General features: G+C 73.4%; 14 protein-coding genes. 8 read left to right on the plus strand and 6 right to left on the minus strand.

The window, feature by feature from the left end; genetic code table 11:
- Nucleotides 1-7 precede the first annotated feature (7 nt).
- Nucleotides 8-6,766 (minus strand): amino acid adenylation domain-containing protein, encoded by a 6,759-nt coding sequence (locus ACTOQ1_RS13945; RefSeq protein ID WP_440067195.1) that lies wholly within the window; start codon nucleotides 6,764-6,766, stop codon nucleotides 8-10.
- Nucleotides 6,767-7,246: 480 nt separating this feature from the next.
- Here ACTOQ1_RS13945 and ACTOQ1_RS13950 point away from each other — a divergent pair, with 480 nt between their 5' ends.
- Both ACTOQ1_RS13950 and ACTOQ1_RS13955 read left to right on the plus strand, forming a co-directional pair.
- The gene (locus tag ACTOQ1_RS13950) at nucleotides 7,247-8,710 is read left to right on the plus strand and encodes a hypothetical protein (protein ID WP_440067197.1); all 1,464 of its coding nucleotides are present in this window, start codon (nucleotides 7,247-7,249) and stop codon (nucleotides 8,708-8,710) included.
- A 151-nt stretch (nucleotides 8,711-8,861) separates the two neighbouring features.
- Nucleotides 8,862-9,644 carry a tyrosine-protein phosphatase gene (locus ACTOQ1_RS13955; protein ID WP_440067198.1) on the plus strand — a complete coding sequence of 261 codons (783 nt, stop codon included), beginning with the start codon at nucleotides 8,862-8,864 and terminating at the stop codon, nucleotides 9,642-9,644.
- Between the two features lie 104 nt (nucleotides 9,645-9,748).
- Here ACTOQ1_RS13955 and mshA read toward each other — a convergent pair whose 3' ends face one another.
- Nucleotides 9,749-11,032, minus strand: coding sequence for a D-inositol-3-phosphate glycosyltransferase (mshA, locus tag ACTOQ1_RS13960; RefSeq protein ID WP_440067200.1), 1,284 nt, complete (start codon nucleotides 11,030-11,032; stop codon nucleotides 9,749-9,751).
- 597 nt (nucleotides 11,033-11,629) lie between these two features.
- Between mshA and ACTOQ1_RS13965 the strand changes: the two genes are divergently transcribed.
- Both ACTOQ1_RS13965 and mshB read left to right on the plus strand, forming a co-directional pair.
- Nucleotides 11,630-12,640 (plus strand): hypothetical protein, encoded by a 1,011-nt coding sequence (locus ACTOQ1_RS13965; RefSeq protein ID WP_440067202.1) that lies wholly within the window; start codon nucleotides 11,630-11,632, stop codon nucleotides 12,638-12,640.
- A 73-nt stretch (nucleotides 12,641-12,713) separates the two neighbouring features.
- Nucleotides 12,714-13,565 carry an N-acetyl-1-D-myo-inositol-2-amino-2-deoxy-alpha-D-glucopyranoside deacetylase gene (mshB, locus tag ACTOQ1_RS13970; protein ID WP_440067204.1) on the plus strand — a complete coding sequence of 284 codons (852 nt, stop codon included), beginning with the start codon at nucleotides 12,714-12,716 and terminating at the stop codon, nucleotides 13,563-13,565.
- Nucleotides 13,566-13,718: 153 nt separating this feature from the next.
- Here the strand turns inward: mshB and ctaD are convergent, their stop codons facing one another.
- A complete protein-coding gene (gene ctaD, locus ACTOQ1_RS13975; RefSeq protein WP_440067607.1) occupies nucleotides 13,719-15,386 on the minus strand; it encodes an aa3-type cytochrome oxidase subunit I in 1,668 nt (555 codons plus the stop codon).
- Nucleotides 15,387-15,826: 440 nt separating this feature from the next.
- On the opposite strand from ctaD, the gene ACTOQ1_RS13980 reads away from it, so the two are divergent.
- From ACTOQ1_RS13980 to ACTOQ1_RS13990, 3 genes are all read left to right on the plus strand, one after another.
- Nucleotides 15,827-17,215, plus strand: a complete 1,389-nt coding sequence (locus ACTOQ1_RS13980) for an NAD(P)/FAD-dependent oxidoreductase (protein WP_440067205.1) — start codon at nucleotides 15,827-15,829, stop codon at nucleotides 17,213-17,215.
- 130 nt (nucleotides 17,216-17,345) lie between these two features.
- Complete coding sequence (locus tag ACTOQ1_RS13985; RefSeq protein ID WP_440067207.1) at nucleotides 17,346-18,311, plus strand: TIGR03557 family F420-dependent LLM class oxidoreductase; 966 nt, start codon at nucleotides 17,346-17,348, stop codon at nucleotides 18,309-18,311.
- 69 nt (nucleotides 18,312-18,380) lie between these two features.
- On the plus strand, nucleotides 18,381-19,529 hold the full coding sequence (locus tag ACTOQ1_RS13990; protein ID WP_440067208.1) for an NAD(P)/FAD-dependent oxidoreductase: 1,149 nt from the start codon (nucleotides 18,381-18,383) through the stop codon (nucleotides 19,527-19,529).
- A gap of 130 nt (nucleotides 19,530-19,659) precedes the next feature.
- Here ACTOQ1_RS13990 and ACTOQ1_RS13995 read toward each other — a convergent pair whose 3' ends face one another.
- Nucleotides 19,660-20,523: a class II fructose-bisphosphate aldolase gene (locus ACTOQ1_RS13995; RefSeq protein ID WP_440067210.1), complete on the minus strand. Its 864-nt coding sequence runs from the start codon at nucleotides 20,521-20,523 to the stop codon at nucleotides 19,660-19,662.
- Nucleotides 20,524-20,587: 64 nt separating this feature from the next.
- Nucleotides 20,588-21,457 carry an SIS domain-containing protein gene (locus ACTOQ1_RS14000; RefSeq protein ID WP_440067211.1) on the minus strand — a complete coding sequence of 290 codons (870 nt, stop codon included), beginning with the start codon at nucleotides 21,455-21,457 and terminating at the stop codon, nucleotides 20,588-20,590.
- Between the two features lie 334 nt (nucleotides 21,458-21,791).
- Between ACTOQ1_RS14000 and ACTOQ1_RS14005 the strand changes: the two genes are divergently transcribed.
- The gene (locus tag ACTOQ1_RS14005; protein ID WP_440067213.1) at nucleotides 21,792-22,577 is read left to right on the plus strand and encodes a DeoR/GlpR family DNA-binding transcription regulator; all 786 of its coding nucleotides are present in this window, start codon (nucleotides 21,792-21,794) and stop codon (nucleotides 22,575-22,577) included.
- On the opposite strand, the gene ACTOQ1_RS14010 is transcribed toward ACTOQ1_RS14005, so the two are convergent.
- Nucleotides 22,564-22,713, minus strand: coding sequence for a hypothetical protein (locus ACTOQ1_RS14010; RefSeq protein ID WP_440067215.1), 150 nt, complete (start codon nucleotides 22,711-22,713; stop codon nucleotides 22,564-22,566). The genes ACTOQ1_RS14005 and ACTOQ1_RS14010 overlap by 14 nt on opposite strands.
- Between the last annotated feature and the right edge of the window lie 14 nt (nucleotides 22,714-22,727).

Here is a 22,727-nt window from a genome sequence, read left to right on the forward strand (position 1 = left end):
AGCGTGTTCAGGAACCGTCCGTGCCGAGCATCCGGGCGACCTCCTCGTCCGTCAGCGCGGACAGCTCCTCCATCAGGATCCGCTCCACCACGACCGCGAGATCGGCCACCGTGCGGTTCCTGAAGAGCTCGCGGACGGGAACGTCGATCCCCGCGGCCGTGCGCAGGCGGGAGCCGACCCGCACGGCGAGCAGGGAGTGGCCGCCCAGCGCGAAGAAGTCGTCGAGCGCGCCGACCTTGCCGACACCCAGCACCTCCTGCCAGACGCCCGCCACGAGGAACTCCGCGTCGGTCCTCGGCTCCACGAAGGGCCGGTCCTCGTCGAGGTCGGAGCCGGGCGCGGGCAGCGCGCGGCGGTCGATCTTCCCTCCGGTGGTCACCGGCAGCTCGTCCAGGTTCACCCAGACGTCGGGAACCATGTACGGCGGGAGCGCCGCGGCGAGGTCGCGCCGGAGCTCCGCCGGGTCGGCGGGGCCCGCGACGTAGGCGACCAGCCTGTCCTCGCGGGCGGTCACCGCCGCCTGCCGCACGCCGGGACGGGCGAGGAGGCGTCCCTCGATCTCGGCGGGCTCGATCCTGAACCCGCGGACCTTCATCTGGTCGTCGACGCGGCCCAGGAACTCCAGCAGGCCGTCCGCGCGCCACCGGACCAGGTCTCCGGTGCGGTAGAGCCGCCCCAGCTCCGGGTCGTCGAGGAAACGCCCTGCGGTCAGGTCCGGACGGCCGAGGTATCCCCTGGCGAGCCCCGCGCCGCCGAGGAGCAGTTCCCCCGGGGCGCCGGGCGGCATCCGGCGGAGGGTCCCTCCCGGGGCGCCGGGCGGCGCGCGGTGCGGAAGCTCGGACGGCGTGCGGTGCGGAGGCGCTCCGGAGGCGCCGGGCGGTACACGGGGATCGCGGGGATCGCGGAGGTCGCGGGAATCGCGGAGGTCGCGGGGATCGACGACGACCGCCCGGGTGCCGCCGATCGGCCGCCCGATCGGCGGGCGTCCCTCGGTGTCGGCGGAGCCGAGATCGGCCGCGGTGGCGATGATCGTGGCCTCGGTGGGCCCGTAGGTGTTGACCAGCCGGACCCGGTCGCCGAACCGCTCCCGCCAGCGGGCCACGGCTCCGGCGTGCACCTGCTCGCCACCGAGGATGACCAGCCGCAGCCGTTCCGGCCAGGCCACGTCGTCGATCTGGTCGACCAGCCGGTGCCAGTAGGCGGTCGGCAGGTCCAGCACGGTCACCTCGCGCCCCCGGGGTTCGGCGAGCACCTCGGGAAGGGTGACCGCGCCGCCCGGCAGGAGTTCGAGGGCCGCTCCCGAGGCCAGCGCGGGGTAGATCTCCTCGGCGTGCGCGTCGAAGCCGAGCGCGGCGAACTGGACCACCCGGTCCCCCGGCCCCAGCCCGTACGCCTCCCTCATCCAGGCCACCCGGTCTGCCAGGGCCCTGTGCTCCACCACCACGCCCTTGGGCTGCCCGGTGGACCCCGAGGTGTAGATGACGTACGCGGCGTCGCCCCCGTCGACGCGATGCGCGGTCTCCTCGGACCTCTCGGGCTCCAGTCCGTCCAGAACCAGCACCGGGACGTCCCCCGGCGGCGGGCCGCCGAGGCGGCGGGCCGTCACCAGGAGGGCGGCTCCGCTGCCGGACAGGAGCGTCCCCACCCGTTCCTCCGGGAGTTCGGGGTCGACGGGCAGGTAGGCGCCACCGGCCCGCCACACGGCGAGCATCGCCGCGACGACGTCGATCGACCGGTCCGCCACGACCGCGACGACCGTCTCCCGTACGACACCGCGGCCCCGGAGCAGCGCGGCCAGCGCGGCGACGCGGTGCTCCAGGCCCGCGTAGGTCAGCGTCTCGTCGCCGCAGCCCACCGCGGTCGCGTCCGCGTGCAGGGCGGTCGCCTCCCGGACGAGGTCCGGCACGAGGGGACCCGGGAGGAGGGCCGTCGCCTCCTCGTGGACGCGCAGCCGAGCGTCGTCCTCGTCGGTGCGCAGCGGCAGCGCGGAGAGGGCCCGGCGGGGGTCGGCGGCGATCGCGCGGCACAGGACGCCGAACCGGCCCGCGAGGCGGGCGGCGGTCTCGGCCTCGAACAGCTCGGCGTCGTAGCCGAGCACCAGGAAGAGCCCGTCGTCGTCCCGCCACATCTCCAGCATCAGGTCGAACTTGGCCTGCCGGTATCCGGCGTCGAAGAACTCCAGGTCCAGGTCGGCGAGGGAGTCCCTGGTGCCGTCGTCCTGGCTGTGCAGGATGGCCATGGTCCGGAAGAGCGGCGTGCGGCTCAGGCCGCGCTCCACCTCCAGCTCCGTCACGAGCCTCTCGAACGGCACCTCCTGGTGCGCCATCGCCTCCAGCACGATCGTCCGCGTACGGTCCACGAGGTCGGTGAAGGAGGGGTCTCCCGACAGGTCACCCCGCAGGACCAGGGTGCCGGCGAGATAGCCGACGACCGGCTCCAGCTCGACGCGGTCCCGCCCCGCGTAGGAGGAGCCGACCATGATGTCGTCCTGGCCGGTGTGGCGGGCCAGCAGCACCTGGTACGCGGCGAGCAGCACCATGAAGAGGGTCGCCCCGCGCTCCTGGGCCACCTCCTCCAGCCGCGCGGCGAGATCGGCGGGCAGGCGGAAGGAGTGGAACCCCCCGGTGTGGGAGGAGATCGGCGGGCGGGGGTGGTCGAGCGGCAGCTCCAGCACGGGAGGGTCGGCGAGCCGCTCGCGCCAGTAGCCGAACGCCGCCCCGTCGTCGCGGCTCCGCTGCCAGAACGCGACGTCCCCGTACGTCACCGGCGGCTCGGCGAGACCGGGTTCCGTCCCGTTCCGGTGCGCGGCGTACAGGGCGGCCAGATCGTCGGCCAGGACGTTGAGCGACCAGCCGTCGCCCGCGATGTGGTGGAGGACGAGGCAGAGCACGTGGTCGTGCTCGGCCAGGCGCAGCAGGCTGACCCGGAACGGGGGCGGGCCCGTGAGGTCGAAGGGGGCGTTGGTCCGCTCCGCGACCAGCCGCCGTGCCTCCCGCTCCCTCCCGGCGAGTCCCTCGCCGTCCTCTCCTCCGGCGGTTCCGTGGCCGGCACCGCCCGCGGGCCGCTCTCCCCGCCCGCCGCCCGCCGGTTCCCCGCCGGAGGGCACACCGCCCGCCGGTTCCCCGCCGGTGAGGTCGATGTGCTCGATCAGCGGACCGGTCGCGGGGTCGGTGATCGCGACCGGCCCGCCGTCCACCTCCGGGTAGCGGGTGCGCAGGGTCTCGTGCCGCGCCGCCAGGTCCCGGAGAGCGTGTTCCAGCGCGGCGGTGTCGAGATCGCCGCGCAGGCGCCAGACGTTGAACATGTTGTACGCCGCGTCGTCCGGATCCAGCCGGTGCAGGAGCCAGAGCCGCTCCTGCGCGGGCGAGAGCGTGAGCGGCGCGCCGTCGGGGCGCGGACGCAACGGGACGGCACGACCGTCGTGGTCGTCCGCGGGGCCGGACACGGCGCTGCCGACGGCCTCGGCGAACCCGGCGATCGTCGGCCGGCCGAACAGCTCCCTGACGGGAACCTCCACGTCGAGCAGCGCCGCGATCCGCGCGGTGACCTTGACCGCGAGCAGCGAGTGCCCGCCCAGGCCGAAGAAGTCGTCGTCGGCGCCGAGCCGGTCGGCGGTCACGCCCAGCACCTCGGCGAAGATCCCGGCCACCCGCCGTTCCAGGGGGGTCTCCGGCGGGCGGCCGTGCCCGGCGGACGGCCTGCCGGGCGCGGGGAGCGCCTTGCGGTCGACCTTGCCGTTCGGGGTGAGGGGCAGCGCGGACAGCGGCACCACGACCGCGGGCACCATGATCGCGGGCAGCGACCGCGCGACGTGCTCCCGGAGCCTCGCGATGTCCACCTCACCGGTGACCGCGACGCCTCCGGCCGCGGCTCCGGTTCCCGCTCCGGTCTCGGCCCGGGTTCCTGTTCCGGTTCCCGCTCCGGTTTCGGCCCGGGTTCCTGTTCCGGCTTCGGCGGCACGGTCCTCTCCGGCGACGGGTGAGACCCCGACCACGTACGCCACCAGGGTGTCGTCGACGATCGCGGCGACCGCGCGGGAGACCTCGGGATGGGTCTCCAGGACGGCCTCGACCTCGCCCAGCTCGATACGGTGGCCCCGCAGCTTCACCTGGCCGTCGGCCCGGCCGAGGAACTCCAGCCGCCCGTCCGCCAGCCATCTCACCCGGTCGCCGGTCCGGTACAGCCGCGACCCCGGCGGGCCGAACGGGTCGGGCAGGAAGCGCTCCGCGGTCAGGCCCGGCCGCTTCAGGTAGCCCCGTGCCAGTCCCGTCCCCGCGATGAACAGCTCGCCGACCACCCCGACGGGTACCGGGTCGAGCCTCTCGTCGAGCACGTGGACACGGGTGTTGGCCAGCGGCCTGCCGATCGCCACCGTCCCGGGCTCGGCGGGCACCGGCTCGTAGGTGGACCAGATCGTCGTCTCGGTGGGCCCGTACACGTTCCACATCGCTCGCACGCGCCCTCGCAGCGCGCGGGCGAGGGCGGGCGGCAGCGCCTCGCCCCCGGCCAGGGCGGTCATCCCCGGCCCGTCGAATCCCGCGTCGAGGAGCGCCCGCCAGCCCGACGGCGTGGCCTGGACGTGCGTCACGCCGTGCGCGGCGGCGAGCCTCACCAGCGCGAGCGCGTCCGACGCCTCCGCGCCGCCCGCGACGACCACCCGGCCGCCACTGACCAGCGGGAGGAAGAACTCCAGCACGGAGATGTCGAACGACAGGGAGGTGAGCGCCAGCCAGACGTGGCCGGGGCCGGCGCCGAGCAGGTCCCGCATGGCCAGCAGCAGGTTGACCACGGCGCGGTGCTCGATCGCGACCCCCTTGGGGCGGCCCGTCGAGCCCGACGTGTAGATCACGTACGCGAGGTCGTCCGGCGTCGCGAGCGGCGCGGGGGGCGTGCCGGGTTCACCGGCGAACGCCAGGGGGTCCTCGATGAACAGGACCCGGGCTGTGTTCCCGCCGTTCCCGCCGTTCCCGCCGCTCCAGGCGTCCTCGGGAAGCCGTCCGAGCACGCGCTCCTCGGTGAGGAGAAGTTCCGCGCCCGAGTCGCGCAGGACGAAGGCGAGGCGCTCGGCGGGGTAGTCCGGGTCGAGGGGCAGGTAGGCGCCGCCCGCCCTCATCACGGCCAGCAGCGCGACCAGCGTCTCCAGCGAGCGGGTGGCGCACACGGCCACGACGGCGCCGGGCCGCACGCCCTCGCGCCGCAGCCGGTTGGCCAGCCGGTTGACGCTCGTCTCCAGTTCCGCGTACGTCAGGCTCCGCCCCCCGCACGTGGCCGCGACCGTCCCGGGCTCCCCCGCGACCAGGTCGTGGAGGGTGGCCTCCGGGCGCGGGGCGGCGGTGTCGTTCCACGCGGTGAGGGTCAGCTCGCGTTCGGCCTCCGGGGGAAGGCCCAGCTCCGACAGTCGCGCGCCGGGGTCCTCGACGGCCCTGCGCAGCATGGCCGCGACGTGCTCCGCCATGCGCTCCGCCGTGCCGTGGTCGAACAGGGCGGTGCTGTAGACCAGGGAGAGTTCGAGGTCGCCGTCCCGCCGCCCGAACTCCAGCGACAGGTCGAACTTCGCCGACCGCGCGTCGCCCAGGTCGAGCGCCTCGGCGGTGACGCCGGGCAGGGTGAGAGCGGTGTCCTGATAGTCGTGCAGGACGAGCTGGGCCTGGAAGAGGGGCGTGCGGCTGAGGTCCCTGGGGACGTTCAGCTCGCTCACCAGCCGGTCGAAGGGCAGGGCCGCGTTGGTGTACGCCTGCAGGGCCACGCGGCGGACCCTGACGAGCAGTTCCCCGAAGGTCGGGTCGCCCGACAGGTCCCCGCGGATCACCAGCGTGTTGAGGAAGAGCCCGATGAGCGGCTCCAGCTCGTCCCTGTCCCGTCCGGCGATCGGCGTGCCGACGCAGATGTCCTCCTGGCCGGAGCGGCGCGACAGCAGGACCAGGTACACGGCGAGCAGCACCATGAACGGCGTGGTGCGGGTGCGCCGGGCGAGCCCGTCGACGCCGTCGGCCAGCTCGGCGGGGAGCCGGAGCAGGGCGCAGCCGCCCTCGGAGGACCGGACCGGGGGACGCGGCCGGTCCGTCGGGAGCTCCAGCGTCGGCGGGTCGGCCAGCCTTCGCCGCCAGTGGCCGAGTTGCTCGTCCGCCAGGTCGTCCGGACGCTCGCGCTGCCACAGCGCGAAGTCCGCGTACTGGATCGGCAGCGGCTCCCGCGACGGCCGTTCACCGGCCAGGAACGCCCCGTACAGCGTGGCCAGCTCGCGCGCGAACACGCCGACCGACCAGCCGTCCACGGCGATGTGGTGGAACACGACATAGATCCCGTGCTCCCGCTCGGACAGGCGCAACAGGCCCGCCCGGAGCGGCGGCTCGCCCGCCAGGTCGAACCGCCGCTCGATCTGCTCCCGGACGAGCCGCGCGGTCCGCGCCTCACGTTCCGCCTCGGGAAGATCCGACAGGTCCAGCAACCTCAGGTACGGCCGGTCACCGGCCGGGTGCGGCCCGTCGACGACCTGGACGGGAGCGCCGTCCCTGCTCGGAAAGCGGGTCCGCAGGATCTCGTGCCTCGCCACGATCTCGGCGAGCGCCCGCTCCAGGGCGTCCGGGTCGAGCGGTCCCCGGAGCCGTTCGGCGATGAAGACGTTGTGGGCGCCGCCGCCTCCGGCCCGTTCCAGCCGGTCGAGGAACCACATGCGCTCCTGGCCGTACGAGAGCGGCAGCTCGCGGATGCCATCGGGCCGGGGCGTGATCCCGTCCCGCGCGTCCCCCCGCGCGAGCATGTCCATCCCTAGACCTCCCGCCGGAGAGGCGCGGGAACCGTTCTCATGACGGCCTCCCTACTGGCAGATCGCGAGCCCGAAAGGAGATCCTTCATAATCACGACAAAAGACTGTCAGATAAAAACATAAATCCGCAAGGAGTAAACATTTAGCGCCGGATATCGTGCCGCCTTCGAAGAAGGCGCTGACTTCGCTCCGGTCCGTCCGCGCCACCGCCGGGGATAGCGCTGACATCATGTTGCCTGACACTAGTTGCCCGTGCCCGCGCCGTGAAGGCGGGGGGCGGGAGGTTGACCGCGCCGCCACCGGGAGTGTCTGATCATTGTCGGCGAGCGGCTTCACGGGCGGGTCGCGCGGCTCGCGGAATCGCGCCGGACCCGGTCCGGGCGTTCGCCCACGACGTTCTCTCCCTCCGCTCGCCGTTGCGTCCGAGTCATTGTCGGCGTCCGGCCTCGGGAGAGATTTCCGATATTCGAAGGCGGGGCTTTGTTGATCGGACCCGGCCGGTCTCCGGACACGAGGGTGGTGCGCGACGGGCCGCTCACCTGGGCCCAGCACGAGTGGATCCAGTGGATCCCCACCGACACGGACACCTCCTACGAGGACAACATCTGCGCCGCCGTACCGGGGCGGAACCTGCCCGTCGGCCAGGTCGTCGCGGCGGTACGCGACGTCCTCGCCCGGCACGAGGGACTGCGGTCGCTGGTCCGCCGCGCGGGCCGCGAGGACAGCCTCCAGTACGTCTGCCCGGTCGACGACCGGCTGGACGACGTGATCCAGGTGATGGAGGACGAGGCGTCCTTCAGGCGGCGGTTCGACACCCCGTGGCGGCGCACCTGCTTCAGGATCGGCGAGCAGTGGCCCGTCAAGGCCGTCCTGGACGCGGCGGGCGGGCGCGTGCGCCGGATCGACCTCGTCGTCGACCACGTCGCGATCGACCCGTGGGGGATGCGGGTCCTCTGCGACGACCTGAGGTACGCCCTCCGCACGCGTGCCACGGGCCGCACGTCGTTCCCCGGCCCCGCCGCCGAGCAGCCGATCGACGTCGCCCTCTCCGAGAACTCCCCCGCCGGGCGGGCCTACCAGCGGCGGGCCCTGGGCTACTGGGAGCGGCGGCTGGGCGAGATCGGCAAGGCCCTCGACGGCCACGTGCCCTTCGCGCCCTCGCGAGCCCCCCTCGGGCGACCCGGCGCCGCACAGCCCGGCGCGTCACAGCCCGGCGCGTCCGGTCAGGGGGAGTTCCGCTCCTGCTGGCTGACGTCCCGCCGCGCGGGGTCGGCGGCCGGCGCCATAGCGCGGGCGACGGGCGTCTCCCCCTCCGCCGCCTTCCTCCTCGCCTTCGGCACCGCCGTCTGCGCGGTGGAACGGTCGTCGCGGGCCGGGATCTTCGCGATCTCGGCGAACCGCTTCTCCGCCGCGGCGGGGCGGTCGGTGCGCAAGGCCACCATGACGATGCCCGTGCTCCTGCCCGCCGTGTCCCCCGACTCGCCGGGGGCCGCGTACCGCGGGGCGCTGGCGGACTGCGCCGCCCAGCAGCTGTCCGGCCACCGGTTCGCCAACGCCGACCCGTACGCCACGGAACGGATGTGCGAGGAGGTCCTCGGCGGCCTGTACAGGACCGGGGTGGCCTATCCCCGGTTCAGCTACATGGACGAGGGGGTCGCGGACGACCTCAACACGCTGTGGCCGGCGGGTGACGACGGGTTCCCCGGCGACGCGGACGACCGGGTCGTCACCTTCTCACCACCCCGCCCGCTGGGCGCCCGCTACATGATGACCGTCCTGCACCGACCCGCGGGCGCCGTGTTCAGCCTCCAGTGGAGTGACGCGACCGGCTGGGGGGCGACCGCGGAGGACATGCTCCTGTACGTCGAGGACCTGATGGTCTGGGCCGCGTCGGAGTGCGCGGGGAGCCCTCCGGCGCTCGGCGGCGCGGGACCGGCGACCTGAGGCGAGACAGCCGCCGCGGACACGGCGGTGGCACGATCGCCGCGGACACGGCGGTGACATGATCACCACGAACGCGGCGGTGGCACGATCGCCGTGGACACGATCGCCGTGAACGCGGCTGTGACACGACGAGACACCGGGAGGCCCTCACGTGGACGCTCAACGTGATGAACGAGGTCACGGAGGGCCGGCGGTCTCCGGCGGCGCCGTCGTCCCGCGGGACCGGCACCTCGACTGGGACGGCTGCCACAACGTCCGCGACCTGGGCGGCATGCGCACCGCCGACGGACGCGAGACGCGCTGGGGCGCCCTCATCCGTTCCGACGCCCCCGAGCGCCTCAGCCCCGCCGGATGGCGGGCGCTCGCGGACCACGGCGTCCGCACGGTCGTCGACCTGCGCAACGACGGCGACTGGCGGGGCGGGGCGGTACGCCGTCCCGCCGGCCTGACCACCGTGCGCGTGCCGCTGGACGACCAGGGGGACACCGAGTTCTGGTCCGGGCTCACCGACCTGTACGGCACCCCCCTGTACTACCGGCCCTTCCTGGAGCGGAAGGCGGAGCGGTGCGTCGCCGCCATATCGGCGATCGCCCGTGCCGAGCCCGGCGGGGTCGTCGTGCACTGCATGGCGGGCCGCGACCGCACCGGGCTCGTCACCCTGCTGATGCTCGCCCTCGCGGGCGTGCCCGCCGCCGACATCGCCGCCGACTACGAGCTGAGCGCGGAACGGCTGCGCCCCCTCTTCGTCAAGCTCGGCGAGGCCGACGAGAGTCCCATGATCCAGGCGGCGCTCGCCCGCGCGAACACCACGGCCCGCGAGGTCATCGTGGCCACGGTGGAGTCGCTCGACGTCGAGTCCTACCTGCGCGGCGCCGGGCTCGGCGAGGCCGACCTGGCCGCCGCCCGCGCCCGGCTCGTCGGCCCCGCCACCTGAGCGGCGCCGTCCACCGCGCCGTCCACCGCGCCCGCCGCCTCGCGGACGCCACGACCGCCGTCACCCGCACGGCACGACCCGCCACGCCGACGCCATCCGGGCGGCTACCTGGACGCCGACGCCACCCGGGCGGCGTCGGCGTACACCTCCGTCAGCCTGCCGACCGCCTGGTCCCAGCCGAACCGGGACGCGTGGGCGAGCGCGCCGGCGCCGAGTGCCCGCAGCAGCCGGGGCGCGGCCACGAGGTCGCCGAGCACCCGGGCGTACGCGGCCGGGTCGTGCCCGTCCACGAGCACGCCGGAGATCCCGTCCCGCACCGCGGTGCGAAGGCCGCCGACGGCCGCGGCGACCACGGGGGTGCCGCACGCCTGGGCCTCGACGGCCACCAGGCCGAACGTCTCGGCGTGGGAGGGCACCACGACGGCGGTCGCCGCCCGGTACCAGTCGGCGAGCCGGCGCTGCGGGCAGGGCGGCTCCAGCCGTACCTGGCCGGTGATGCCGAGGGTGGCGGCGAGCTTGCCCAGGTGGTCGGGGCGGCCCCAACCGGCTCCGCTGGGCCCGCCCACGACCGCCACGACGAGGTTCCCGGCGAGGCCGGGGTCGCGCCGGATCATCATGGCCGCGGCGTGCAGCAGGACGTCCGGCGCCTTGAGCGGCTGCACCCTCCCTGCGAACAGCAGCACGACTGCGTCCGGGGGGAGGCCGAGCGCGCGCCGGGCCTCGGCCCGCGAACCGGGGCGGAACAGGGACAGGTCGACGCCGGGATTGACGGTCCGCACCCTGGCCGGGTCGGCCCCGTACAACGTGACCAGCTGGTCGGCCTCCTGCACGGTGTTGGCGACGAGCCGGTCGGCGGCGGCCACCACCTCCGTCTCCCCCGCGATGCGCCCGGCGGGCTCGGGCTCGTCGCCCGCCGCGAGCGACGCGTTCTTCACCGCGCCGAGCGAGTGCATGGACTGCACGAGGGGAACGCCCCAGCGCGCCTTGGCGACCGCCCCCACCCGTCCGGCCAGCCAGTGGTGGGCGTGCACGAGGTCGTACCCGCCGTCCTGGTCCCGGGCGGCCCCCGCGCGCAGCATCTCGGCGGTGAACGGGCCGAGGGTGTCCGGCAGGTCGTTCTTGTCGAGTTCCCTGGGCGGTCCCGCGGCCAGGTGCCTGACCAGCACACCGGGGAAGAGCTCGGCCAGCGGCGGCGCGCCGGGCGCGCCGGCGCGCGTGAAGATGTCCACCTCGACGCCCAGCGCCGCCATCCGCCGGGCGACCTCGACGATGTAGACGTTGAGTCCCCCCGCGTCGCCCCCGCCCGGCTGGGCGAACGGGGAAGTCAGGACGCTGACGGTCGCGATCCTCCGGGGAAGGGGAAGGGGAAGGGGAAGGCGTCGCGGCACGGGCATTCACCTCCGCTCGAGCATTCGCCCGGGGCGCGTCGATCTCCGCTCCCGCGGCTGGGAATCTCCGGTGACCGGGACCCGGCACCGGTGCCGGGTCCCGGGCGGCGCGGCGCGAGCCGTCCCGCCTCCCGGGCGACCGCGCCGTCAGGGATCTCGGCGGAGGCGTGGAGAAGTCCGGCGAGGTACGGCTGCCGCACGCGGCGCCCCCGCCGTTCTCCCGGGACGGAATCCTGAAAAGTCGTGCCCGGCCGTCGTGGGATCACGGGGGCCGGGAGTGGTCGTCGCGATCCGGCGGGACGCGCCGGTCGCGAACTGTGAATGATCAGACACTCTCGCCCGCGGCGTCGTCAACCTGTTGCCGGGGGTGTCACGGCGCAGGGCACTGGCAACAATTGGCCACCCCGATGGTGCCGGCGCTCTGATGTGCGGTTACGTCCGCGGCCTCAGGGAGAGGTCCGGCGGCGACCACCGCGGCCCGTCGGCCCCTCACGGCAATCAAGAAAGCAATCCAGACAGTTCTTCACAACTATCTAGCAATGTTGTGCAATTTTCTGGCACACTCTGGCAAAAATAGCCGCAAGGGGGATAAGGCTTGTGGGTGGACTATCTGACCAATTACGTGCCCTGGACGAGGACACCGCCTCCGTCTACTTCAGGGCGCTTCACAGGGGCCGTATCGGTACGGCCCGCGACGTCGCCGAAGAGCTCGGCCTCGACCCCCGCACCGTCGAGGACGCGATAGAACGGCTGACCCGTCTGCACCTGCTCCGGCCGGAGCCGGGACATCTGACCAACCTCGTGCCGGTGAACCCGGAGATCGCCGCCGCGTCGCTGATATCGCCGATGGAAACGGAGATCCACCACCGTCGCGACCTGATCACCGGTATCCGTACGCGGATGCACTCCCTGATGCACGGATACGACGAGGTGCAGCGCACCAGGAAACCGGCGAACCCGGTGGAGGCGCTGCCCGACGGCGCGGCCGTGCGCGGATCGCTGCACCTGGCGGCGGAGGCGTGCGAACGCGAGATGCTGAGCGTCGAGCCGAACGCGCCCTCCTGGGCCGACCTCGACGACACGCTGACGCGCAACCTCGCCATGCTGGAGCGGGGGGTGCGGATGCGGATGCTCTACCAGCACAGCGCCCGCGCCGACCTGCCCACCAGGGGACACATCAAGAAGCTCGTCGCGGCCGGTGCCAGCGTGCGCACCACGCCCCAGCTGCCGAACCATCTCGTGATCTTCGATGGGGAGGTCGCCTTCATGTCCCGGCCGGGCGAGGCGGGTGCGGCGCCGGGGGCGGTCGCCGCACGCGACCTGTCCGTCGTCGGGTTCCTGTCGGAGGTCTTCGAGCACCTGTGGAACTCCGCGACCCCCTACTCCGCCTCCGACCTGGGCTACCAGGGCGCGACGGACGAGATACAGCACGCCATCGTCACCTTGCTGGCCCAGGGTTTCACCGACGAGGCCGTCGCCCGCAGGCTGGGAATGTCCGTGCGCACCTGCCGCCGCCACATCGGCGCGCTGCTGCAGAACCTGAGCGCGGTGAGCCGGTTCCAGGCCGGGATCCGGGCCGCCGCGAGCGGGTACGTCGACGCGCGGTGACCCCCGCCAAAGGCCCGGTGGCGGGAACCCGGCGCAGCGATCACCACGGAAACAGAGAGGGCGGAGCGGAGCCATGCCGTACGACCGTCGCGTTCTCCTCGTCCACGCCCATCCCGACGACGAGTCCATCGGGACGGGTGCCACGATGGCGAGGTACGTCGCCGAGGGCGCGTACGTCTGCCTGGTGACGTGCACCCTGGGCGAGGAGGGTGACGTGGTCCCTCCCGAGCTGGGCCACCTCGCCGCCGGTCGGGAGGACCGGCTGGGCCCGTACCGCGAGGGCGAACTGGCGGTGGCGTGCGCGGCCCTCGGAGTGGACGACCACCGCCTCCTCGGCGGGCCGGGACGCTGGCGCGACTCCGGCATGATGGGCTCGCCGTCCAACGACCACCCGGGCTGCTTCTTCCGCGCCGACCTCGACGAGGCCGCCGCGGAGCTGGTCCGGATCGTCAGGGAGGTCAGGCCCCAGGTCGTCGTCACCTACGACGACAACGGCTACTACGGCCATCCCGACCACATCCAGGCCCACCGGGTGGCGTGGCGGGCGTTCGAGAAGGCCTCCGACCCGTCCTTCGGCGAGGGCGAGCCGTGGCGGCCCTCCCGGTTCTACGTCACCGCCATGCCGCTGGACGAGCTGGAGCGCGCGGTGGGCACCGGGCCGTTCAAGCGGGTCGGCTCCGTCGAGGAGTTCGGTTTCGGCGTCCCCGGCGAGCAGGTGACGACGCGGGTCGACGCGAGGGCGCACCTGGGTGCCAAGATCACCGCGTTGCGCGCGCACCGCACGCAGCTGAGCGTGGACGGCTCCTTCTTCGCGCTCTCCGACCACGTGGGACAGCCCGCCCTGGGCGTGGAGTACTACACGCTGCTGGCGGGAGAGCCGGGCCCGCCCGGCGAGGACGGCCGCGAGACCGGCCTCTTCGGCTGACCCGCCCGGCCCGCGTGCCGCCGCCGCCCGCACCCGGTCCGGGACGATCGTCCGGTCCCCGTTCGGCGCCGCCGCCGGCCACGTCCGGCCCGGGACGATCGTCCGGCCGCCCCCGGGGCGTGACAACCGGCCGCGCCGGTGCGGCGCGGGCGGTCAGATCTCCTCCTTGAGCTTCGCCGCCGGGTCGAGCTGGCGCGGCTGCATCGCCGTCCTCGGGTGGTGCAGGTCGAAGGCCGGTCGCTCCGAGCGGATGGTCGGGATCGAGGTGAAGTTGTGCCGGGGCGGCGGGCAGGAGGTGGCCCACTCCAGCGAGTTGCCGAAGCCCCACGGGTCGTCCACCGTCACGCGCGGAGCGTGGCGCGCGGTGCGCCAGAGGTTGTAGATGAACGGCAGCGTGGAGGCGCCCAGCAGGAACGCGCCGACCGAGGAGAGCAGGTTGAGGCCGGTGAACCCGTCGAGCGCGCTGTAGTCGGCGTAGCGGCGCGGCATGCCCTGCGCGCCCAGCAGGTGCTGGACGAGGAAGGTGGTGTGAAAACCGATGAACAGCGTCCAGAAGTGCAGCTTGCCCAGCCCCTCGTGCAGCATCTTGCCGGTCATCTTCGGCCACCAGAAGTAGAAGCCCGCGAACATCGCGAACACCACGGTGCCGAAGACCACGTAATGGAAGTGCGCGACCACGAAGTACGAGTCGGTCACGTGGAAGTCCAGCGGCGGGGAGGCCAGGATGACGCCGGTCAGCCCGCCGAGCAGGAAGGTGACCAGGAACCCCACGGCGAACAGCATCGGTGTGGCGAGCACTATGTGCCCGCGCCACATGGTGCCGGTCCAGTTGAAGAACTTCACCCCGGTCGGGATCGCGATCAGGAACGACATGAAGGAGAAGAACGGCAGCAGCACCTGGCCGGTGGCGAACATGTGGTGCGCCCACACCGTCATCGACAGGCCCGCGATGGCGATGGTCGCGCCGACCAGGCCGATGTAGCCGAAGATCGGCTTGCGGCTGAAGACCGGGATGACCTCGGTGATGATGCCGAAGAACGGCAACGCGATGACGTAGACCTCCGGATGGCCGAAGAACCAGAACAGGTGCTGCCACAGGATCGGCCCGCCGGTCTGCGGGTCGTAGATGTGGGTGCCCAACCGGCGGTCGGCCAGCAGGGCGAGCAGCGCGGCGGCCAGCACCGGGAAGGCCATCAGCACGAGCACGCCGGTCAGCAGCGTGTTCCAGGTGAAGATCGGCATGCGGAACATCGTCATCCCGGGGGCCCGCATGCAGATGATCGTGGTGATGAAGTTCACCGAGCCCAGGATCGTCCCCAGACCGGACATCGTCAGGCCCGCGATCCACAGGTCGCCGCCGAGCTGCGGGGAGAAGGTGGCGCGGGAGAGCGGCGCGTACCCCGTCCAGCCGAAGTCGGCCGCGCCCCCGTCGGTGAGGAAACCGAAGCTCGCGATGAGGCCGCCGAACAGGAAGAGCCAGAAGCTCACCATGTTGAGCCGGGGGAAGGCCACGTCGGGCGCCCCGATCTGCAGCGGCATGACCACGTTGGCGAACCCGGCGAACAGCGGGGTGGCGAACAGCAGCAGCATGAGGGTGCCGTGCATGGTGAACATCTGGTTGTACTGCGCCTGGCTCACCACCTGCAGCCCGGGATGGGCGAGCTCCGCCCGGATGACCATGGCCATCAGCCCGGCGAACAGGAAGAAGACGAACGACGTTATCAGGTACATGTAGCCGATGACCTTGTGGTCCGTGCTCGTGAGCCAGCGTACGACGATCGAGCCCGGCGCCTTCCTGCGCGGTGCCAGCGGTGAGGTCAGCGGCTCCTCGCGCGACTGTTCGAAGGTCGTCACGACCCACCCCCTTCGAACCGGCTCGCCCCCGAACCGGCCCGTTCCCGCGAACCGGCCCGTCCACGAACCGGACGTCCCCGGAAGCGGCCCGTCAACGAACCGGCCCGGCCACGGAGTCGGCCCGTCCACGAACCGGGCCGTTCCCGAACCGGCGCGGCATCCGATTCCCACCGCCTTCCCCCGGCCATCCCCAGGGAAAGCGGCTCCCACTCGCCCGCGCCGCCATCTTGCCCGCGCGATGACCTGGCGATTAATCCCTCTTATCCGCCTTCTGGCAACCCCAGCCCCACCGTCCGGCATCACGCGCCGTACGCGCCGTCCGGGGCAACATGGGACGGCCCGTCGCGCTTGACCCGGGGGCAGACAGGGCACGCCGCTGGAAACGGAGTACGGAAAGGAGCGACGTCATGGTCCAGCGACAACGAGTCGTCGTGATCGGAGGAGGGTTCGCGGGTTTCACCGCGGTCCGCACCCTTTCCCGGATCGCGAAAGGCGCGGTCGAGATCGTCCTGATCAACCCGACCGACTACTTCCTCTACCTGCCACTGCTGCCGGAGGTCGCGGCGGGCATCCTCGATCCGCGCAAGGTGGCGGTCCCGCTGGCGGGCGACCATCCCGGGGTGCGGCACCTGCTCGCCACGGTGGACACCGTCGACGTCGAGGCGCGCCGCGTGAAGTGCACCGACACCGAGGGCAACCACCGCGAGCTGGGCTACGACCGCCTGGTGATCGCGGTCGGCAGCGTCAACAAGCTGCTGCCCGTACCCGGCGTCGCCGAGTACGCCCACGGCTTCCGCAGCATCGCCGAGGCCCTCTACCTGCGCGATCACCTGATCCGCCAGGTCGAGCTCGCCGACGCGTCCGACGACCCCGAGGAGCGCAGGGCCAGGTGCACGTTCGTGGTCGTGGGGGCCGGGTACACCGGGACCGAGGTGGCGGCGCAGGGCCAGCTGCTCACCCGCGACATCCGCGGCCGGCGGCCGGGGCTGCGCGACCAGCCGGTGCGCTGGATCCTCGCCGACATCGCCCCGCGCATCCTCCCCGAGCTGGACGAGCGCCTGTCCCGGATCGCGCACCGGACGCTGTCCGAGCGAGGCATGGAGATCCGCACCGGGACGAGCGTGGCCGAGGCGACGGCGGAGGGGGTCGAGCTCTCCGACGGGGAGTTCGTGGCGACCAGATCCCTGATCTGGTGCGTCGGGGTGCGCCCCGACCCGATGGTGGAGTCCCTGGGGCTGCCGACCGAGAAGGGGTGCCTGCTCGTCGACGAGTACCTGAGGGTGCCCGGCCACCCGGAGATCTTCGCCTGCGGCGACGCGGCCGCGGTTCCCGACCTCACCCGGCCGGGCGAGTACACGGCGATGACCGCCCAGCACGCCACCCGCCAGGGCAAGCGCGCCGCCCGCAACATCGCCGCCTCCTACGGTCACGGAGAGCTCCAGCCCTACAGGCACCACGACCTGGGGTTCGTCGTCGACCTCGGCGGGACCGGCGCCGCCGCGAACCCGCTGGGCGTGCCGCTGTCGGGCGTGGTGGCCAAGGCGGTCACCCGGGGCTACCACCTGCTGGCCATCCCCCGCAACCGGGCGCGCATCGCGGGAAGCTGGTTGCTGGACCTCGTGGTGCCCCGTCAGACCGTCCAGCTGGACCTGATCCGCGGCCCGGAGATCCCGCTCGCCCACGCCACCCCAGAGCACCCCCACGGCCCGGGCGGGGAACCGCCGGAGACGGACGCCTCGCGGAAGGCGGATGTGGCGTCCAGGGCGGGGGTCTCGTCGCCGGCGGGCGATTCGTAGGACACCGCGATTCATGAAGCACGGCGGCTCGTGAAGCACCGCGGCTCGTGAAGGACGGCGGTTCGTAAAGGACCGCGAGATTTTCGGCTCCTCCGGCGATGCTTCCGGAGAGCCGGGTAAGGGGCGGGGTATGGCAAAGATCGGTTACACGATGATGTGCGAGCAGACGCCCGCCAGGCAGCTGGTCAAGGACGTCACCACCGCCGAGCAGGTCGGCTTCGACTACGCGGTCATCTCCGACCACTACTTCCCGTGGCTGGAGGAGATGGGCCACTCCCCGTACGCCTGGTCGGTGCTCGGCGCGGCGGCGCAGGCGACCCGGAACCTGCCCCTGATGACGTACGTGACCTGCCCGATCATGCGCTACCACCCGGCGGTGGTGGCGCAGAAGGCGGCGACCATGGGCGTGCTGAGCGAGGGCCGCTTCACCCTGGGACTGGGCGCCGGGGAGAACCTCAACGAGCACGTGACAGGCCAGGGCTGGCCTTCGGCCGACACCCGGCACGGGATGTTCCGCGAGGCCGTGCAGATCATCAGGGAGCTGTTCGAGGGCGGGTACGTCACCTACCGCGGCGAGTTCTTCGACGTCGACTCGGCCAAGCTGTTCGACCTGCCGGACCGGCCCGTCCCGCTGGCGATCGCCGCCTCCGGCGGCCAGTCGGGGAAGATCGCCGCCGAGCACGGCGACGCGCTGGTCGCGACCGACCCCGACTCGAAGCTGGTGCGCCTGTTCTCCGGGGAGGGCGGCACGGGCAAGCCCGTCTACGGCCAGCTCGCCATCTGCTACGACCCCGACGCGGAGGCCGCCAAGGAGCGGGCGCACCGGCTGTGGCGCTGGTCGGTGGCAGGGTGGAAGGTCATGGCCGAGCTTCCCGGGCCCGTCAACTTCGCCGCCGCCGCCGAGACCGTGCGGCCCGAGGACGTCGCGGCGAAGGTGCCGTGCGGCTCCGACGTGGACGCCGTGGTGGAGGCGGTACGCGCCTACACCGACGCCGGTTTCACCCACGTCGCCCTGGTCCAGATCGGCCACGAGCACCAGGATGCGTTCTTCGACTGGTCGGAGAAGGAACTGCTCCCCGCCCTGAGCGGCCTCTAGCCACCGCCACCGCCGGGGGATCCGCGGCGGCGGCGGTTCCCCCGGACGTACGGGGGAAGGCTCACCGGGGTGGATGACGTGTGGGATCTGGTGGTCGTCGGCGGCGGGCCCGCGGGGGCGGCCGCGGCCCTGCGCGCGAGACAGCTCAGACCCGAGGCGCGGGTCCTGCTGCTCGACAGGGCCGACTTCCCGCGCGACAAGGCCTGCGGCGACGGCATCGCCGCCCACGGGCGCGACGAGCTCGCCCTGCTGGGCGTCCCCGACCTCATCGCCGACTACCGGCCGACGCAGCGCCTGGCGGTGGTCTCCCCCGGTGGCTCGCGGGTCTCGGCCACCTCCGCCCGGCCCAACCACGTCGTCCCCCGCAGGGTCTTCGACGCCCGCCTCGTCGACGCCGCCCGCGCCCGGGGCGTCGAGGTCCGCCGACACCAGGTCCGCGCGCTCGCCGTCCTCGGCGATCGCGTGGTTCTCGACGGCACCGTCACCGCCCGCGCCGTCGTCGCCGCGGACGGGGCCAACTCGACCGTGCGGCGCCTCATCGGCGTCGCCCCCTCCCCCGAGAGGCACACCGCGATCGCCGTGCGCGGCTACGCCGACGTGGCCGCCGGCGACGACGTCCAGTCCATCTTCATGCAGCGGGACGGGTGGCCCGCGTACGCGTGGTCGTTCCCGATCGGTGACGGCACCGCCAACGTCGGCTACGGCATGCTGCTGCCCCGGCTGCACGCCACCGGCCTGCCGGGCCGCCAGGTGCTGCACGGGCGGCTCGCCGAGCTGCTGCCCCACGTGAGCGCCCGCGACCTGCGCGCCCACCACCTGCCCCTGTCCCCCGGCCGTCCGAGGCCGGGTTCCGGGCGGGTGTTGCTCGCCGGTGACGCCGCCGGTCTCATCAACCCGCTCACGGGCGAGGGCATCTTCTACGCGCTGCTCTCCGGCCGGCTCGCCGGGGAGGCCGCCGTCCAGGCGGCGGGCGACCCGCTGCCCGCGTACCGGCGCGGGCTGGGGAAGGCCCTCGGGCGGCACCTGCGCACCACCGACGTGCTCGCCCTCGCCTCCCAGTCCCCCGGCTTCATCGACGCCGCGATCGACACCGCCGCCCGCCGCAAGGAGGTGTTCGACCTGCTGGTCGACGTGGGGCTCGGCGCGGGCACGGTGCCGGTGCCGCTGGCGCTGGCCGTGGTCCGCCGCTGGCTCCTGAACGCCGTCCGGCGACGTTGAACACGGGCCCCGGCGGGCTCCAGCAGGCCCCTGCGGGCTCCGGTGGGCTCCGGTGGGCTCCGGTGGGCGCGGCCATGACGCCCGCCGGCACCGGGCACGATGCCCGGCCGGCGGCGAGCGGGACGTCCGATCACGCCGGGCGGACGCCGGGAGGCTGGTCCCGGCCGGAGACGACGCGGAGCAGGTGGGCGGACTCGGCGGCCATCGCCTCCCTCGCGGTCTCCAGGCGGGGCCGGGGGTCGGCGCCGGAGGACCCGCCGGCGAAGGAGTCGCGGAGCGCCCCGGTGAACGCGACGTTCAGCGCGGTTCCGATGTTGATCTTCTTGAGCCCGGCGGCGACGGCCCGGCGAAGCTCGTCGTCGGGCACGCCTGAGGAGCCGTGCAGGACCATCGGGACGGCGGCCGGGAGCGCCGCGCGCAGCGCCGCGATCAGGTCGTGGTCGAGCCTGGCGCTGCGCGAGGTCATGGCGTGAGAGCTGCCCACCGCCACCGCGAGGGCGTCGACACCGGTCGCGGCGACGAACGCGGCGGCCTCGGCGGGATCGGTGCGCGCGCCGGGAGCGTGCGCCCCGTCCTTCCCGCCCACCTCGCCCAGCTCGGCCTCCAGCCACAGCCCGTTCTCGTGCGCCCAGCGCGCGGCGGCCTCCGTCCGGGCGAGGTTCGTCTCGTACGGATCCCGCGACGCGTCGTACATGACCGAGCCGAACCCCGCCTCGGCGGCCTCGTACAGGAGCGCGTCGTCGGTGACGTGGTCGAGGTGGAGGGCGACCGGCACCGGGGCGGCCTCCGCCAGGGCGCGCGCCGCGGCGGCGAGGGGACGCGGGCGGCCGAGACGGAACCGTACGGCGTTCTCGCTGATCTGGAGGATCACCGGCAGCCCTTCCCGCCCGGCGGCGACCACGACGGCCTCGGCGTGCTCCAGGGTGACGATGTTGAAGGCGCACGCCCCGCCGGGGGCGGAGGCGACGATCGAGGCTGTCGTGACGAGCGGCATTGCGTCTCCTGGGACGGTGACGTCCAGCGCGGCATGAGGGTGACGGTGACGATCTCGCCCATGACTACTGGAGGATCACCGAGCGGGTCAGGTTGCGCGGGCTGTCCGGGTCGAGGCCGCGCGAGCGGGCCAGCTCCACCGCGAGCCGCTGGGCCCGGATCAGGTCGGCCAGCGGGTCGAGGGCGGTGGCCGTGGTCAGGGCGCCGGTGCGGGCGACGTCGTCGAGCAGCTCCTCCTGGCCGCCGAAGAACCACACCAGGCTGTTCTCGTCGGCGATGCTGATCGGCCCGTGCCGGTACTCCATCGCGGGGTACGCCTCCGACCAGGCCAGCGCGGCCTCCCTGAGCTTCAGGGCCGCCTCCTGGGCCAGGCCGTTGGTCCAGCCGCCGCCCAGGAAGGTGAACTGCCGCCGCGAGACCGCCCCCTCGGGGAGCGGCGCGGTGAGCGCGGTCTCGGCCTGGGCCGCCAGGTCGGCGGGGGCCTCCCCGAGGTGCGCGCGGAGCAGGACGAGCCCGCTGGTGGCGAACCGGGTCTGCACCACGGAGCGCTCGTCGGCGAACTCCAGCGCGATCACCGTCCCGGCCAGGCCGGTCACCGGGGTCGCGGGGTCGGCGGTGACGGCGACCGTCGGGACGTCGCCGGCCGCGCCGAGGGCGTGCAGCACCTCCGTCGTGGTCCCGGATCTGGTGATCGCCACCAGCCGGTCGTAGCGGCGCGCGGGCAGCTCGGAGGCGGGGAACGCGTCGGTCTCCCCCTGCCCCGACCGCTCGCGCAGGACCGCGTAGGCCTGCGCCATGTGGTAAGAGGTGCCGCAGCCGATCACGGCGACGCGCTCACCCGCCTCCGGCAGGCCCGCCGGGTTCGCCGCGCCGAGATCCAGCGCCTGCCGCCAGCACGCGGGCTGGCTGGCGATCTCCCGCAGGACGTACGTCACGCGCGCCTCCTCGTGGATGCTTATTTATGCTTGCAACATGCCATATTTGAGCATCTATGAGCAAGAGTGATTGTTTCAACGCTCGATACGCTTCGCGGAGCGGCACAGGCAGGAACAGACGGGACCGGGCGGGACGGCGGGACCGGGCGCGACGGCGGGACCGGGCGGGACGGCGGGACCGGGCGCGACGGCGGGACCGGGCGGGACGGTGGTAACGGCCGACGACGGCCGCGACCTCGCCGGAACGGCCAGGGGCTCGCTGGACGGCCCGCGACGACCGAGAACGGCCAGAGGCGTGCGGGGGACGCACGGGGACGGCGAGGAGGAAGCTCTCATGACGAGCCACGACCGGTGGAACGCGCTGCTCGCGATCCTGGCGAGGGACGGCAGGGTCGAGGTGGACGCCGTGGCCGGTGAGCTGGGGGTGTCGGCGGCCACCATCCGCCGCGACCTCGACCATCTCGACCGCCAGCAGATGCTGACCAGGACCCGCGGCGGCGCGGTCGTCAACGCGATCTCCTACGACCTGCCGCTGCAGTACAAGGCGGCGCGGCACGCGCCGGAGAAGCACCGGATCGCCACGGCCGCGGCGGCGCTGGTGTCGGCGGGCACCGTCGTCGGGCTGAACGGCGGCACCACGACCACCGAGGTCGCCCGTTCCCTGGCGACGAGCGCCGACCTGCACCTGCAGGGCGGCGAGCCGAGCCTCACCCTGGTCACCAACGCGCTCAACATCGCCAACGAGCTCGTCGTGCGCAGGCACGTCAAGCTGGTGGTCGTCGGGGGCGTCGCCATGCCCGCGTCGTACGAGCTGATCGGGCCGCTCGCGGACGGCGTGCTGCGGGAGGTCTCGCTCGACATCGCGATCCTCGGCGTGGACGCGCTCGACCCCGAGCTGGGCGCCTTCGCCCACCACGAGGGCGAGGCCGGGACCAACCGGCTGATGGCCTCCCGCGCCCGGCGGGTGGTCGTCGTGGCCGACTCCTCCAAGCTCGGCATGCGGGCGTTCGCCAGGATCTGCCCCTGCGACGACATCGACGTCCTCGTCACCGACGACGACGCCCCCGCCGTGACGGTCCGGCGCTTCGAGGACGCCGGGATCGAGGTCATCCAGGCCTGAGGGGTTCGGGGAGCAGGTCGCCGTCGGCGCGGACCAGGTCGTCGCAGAGCTCCCAGATCCGCTCGACGGTCAGGGAGGAGGCGGCGTTGGGGTCGGCCATCACCGCGTGCCGCACGTGCTCGGGGCGGCCCTCCACGGCGACGGGACGCA

It is taken from the genome of Streptosporangium sp. OZ121 (assembly GCF_051918885.1).
Classification (GTDB): domain Bacteria; phylum Actinomycetota; class Actinomycetes; order Streptosporangiales; family Streptosporangiaceae; genus Streptosporangium.

Bases quoted from the DNA above. Each gene is read 5' to 3' on its own strand.
- ACTOQ1_RS13945 (WP_440067195.1), bottom strand. From the start codon at position 6,766: ATGGACATGCTCGCGCGGGGGGACGCGCGGGACGGGATCACGCCCCGG.
- mshB (WP_440067204.1), top strand. From the start codon at position 12,714: ATGCCGTACGACCGTCGCGTTCTCCTCGTCCACGCCCATCCCGACGAC.
- ACTOQ1_RS13980 (WP_440067205.1), top strand. From the start codon at position 15,827: ATGGTCCAGCGACAACGAGTCGTCGTGATCGGAGGAGGGTTCGCGGGT.
- ACTOQ1_RS13985 (WP_440067207.1), top strand. From the start codon at position 17,346: ATGGCAAAGATCGGTTACACGATGATGTGCGAGCAGACGCCCGCCAGG.
- ACTOQ1_RS13995 (WP_440067210.1), bottom strand. From the start codon at position 20,523: ATGCCGCTCGTCACGACAGCCTCGATCGTCGCCTCCGCCCCCGGCGGG.
- ACTOQ1_RS14005 (WP_440067213.1), top strand. From the start codon at position 21,792: ATGACGAGCCACGACCGGTGGAACGCGCTGCTCGCGATCCTGGCGAGG.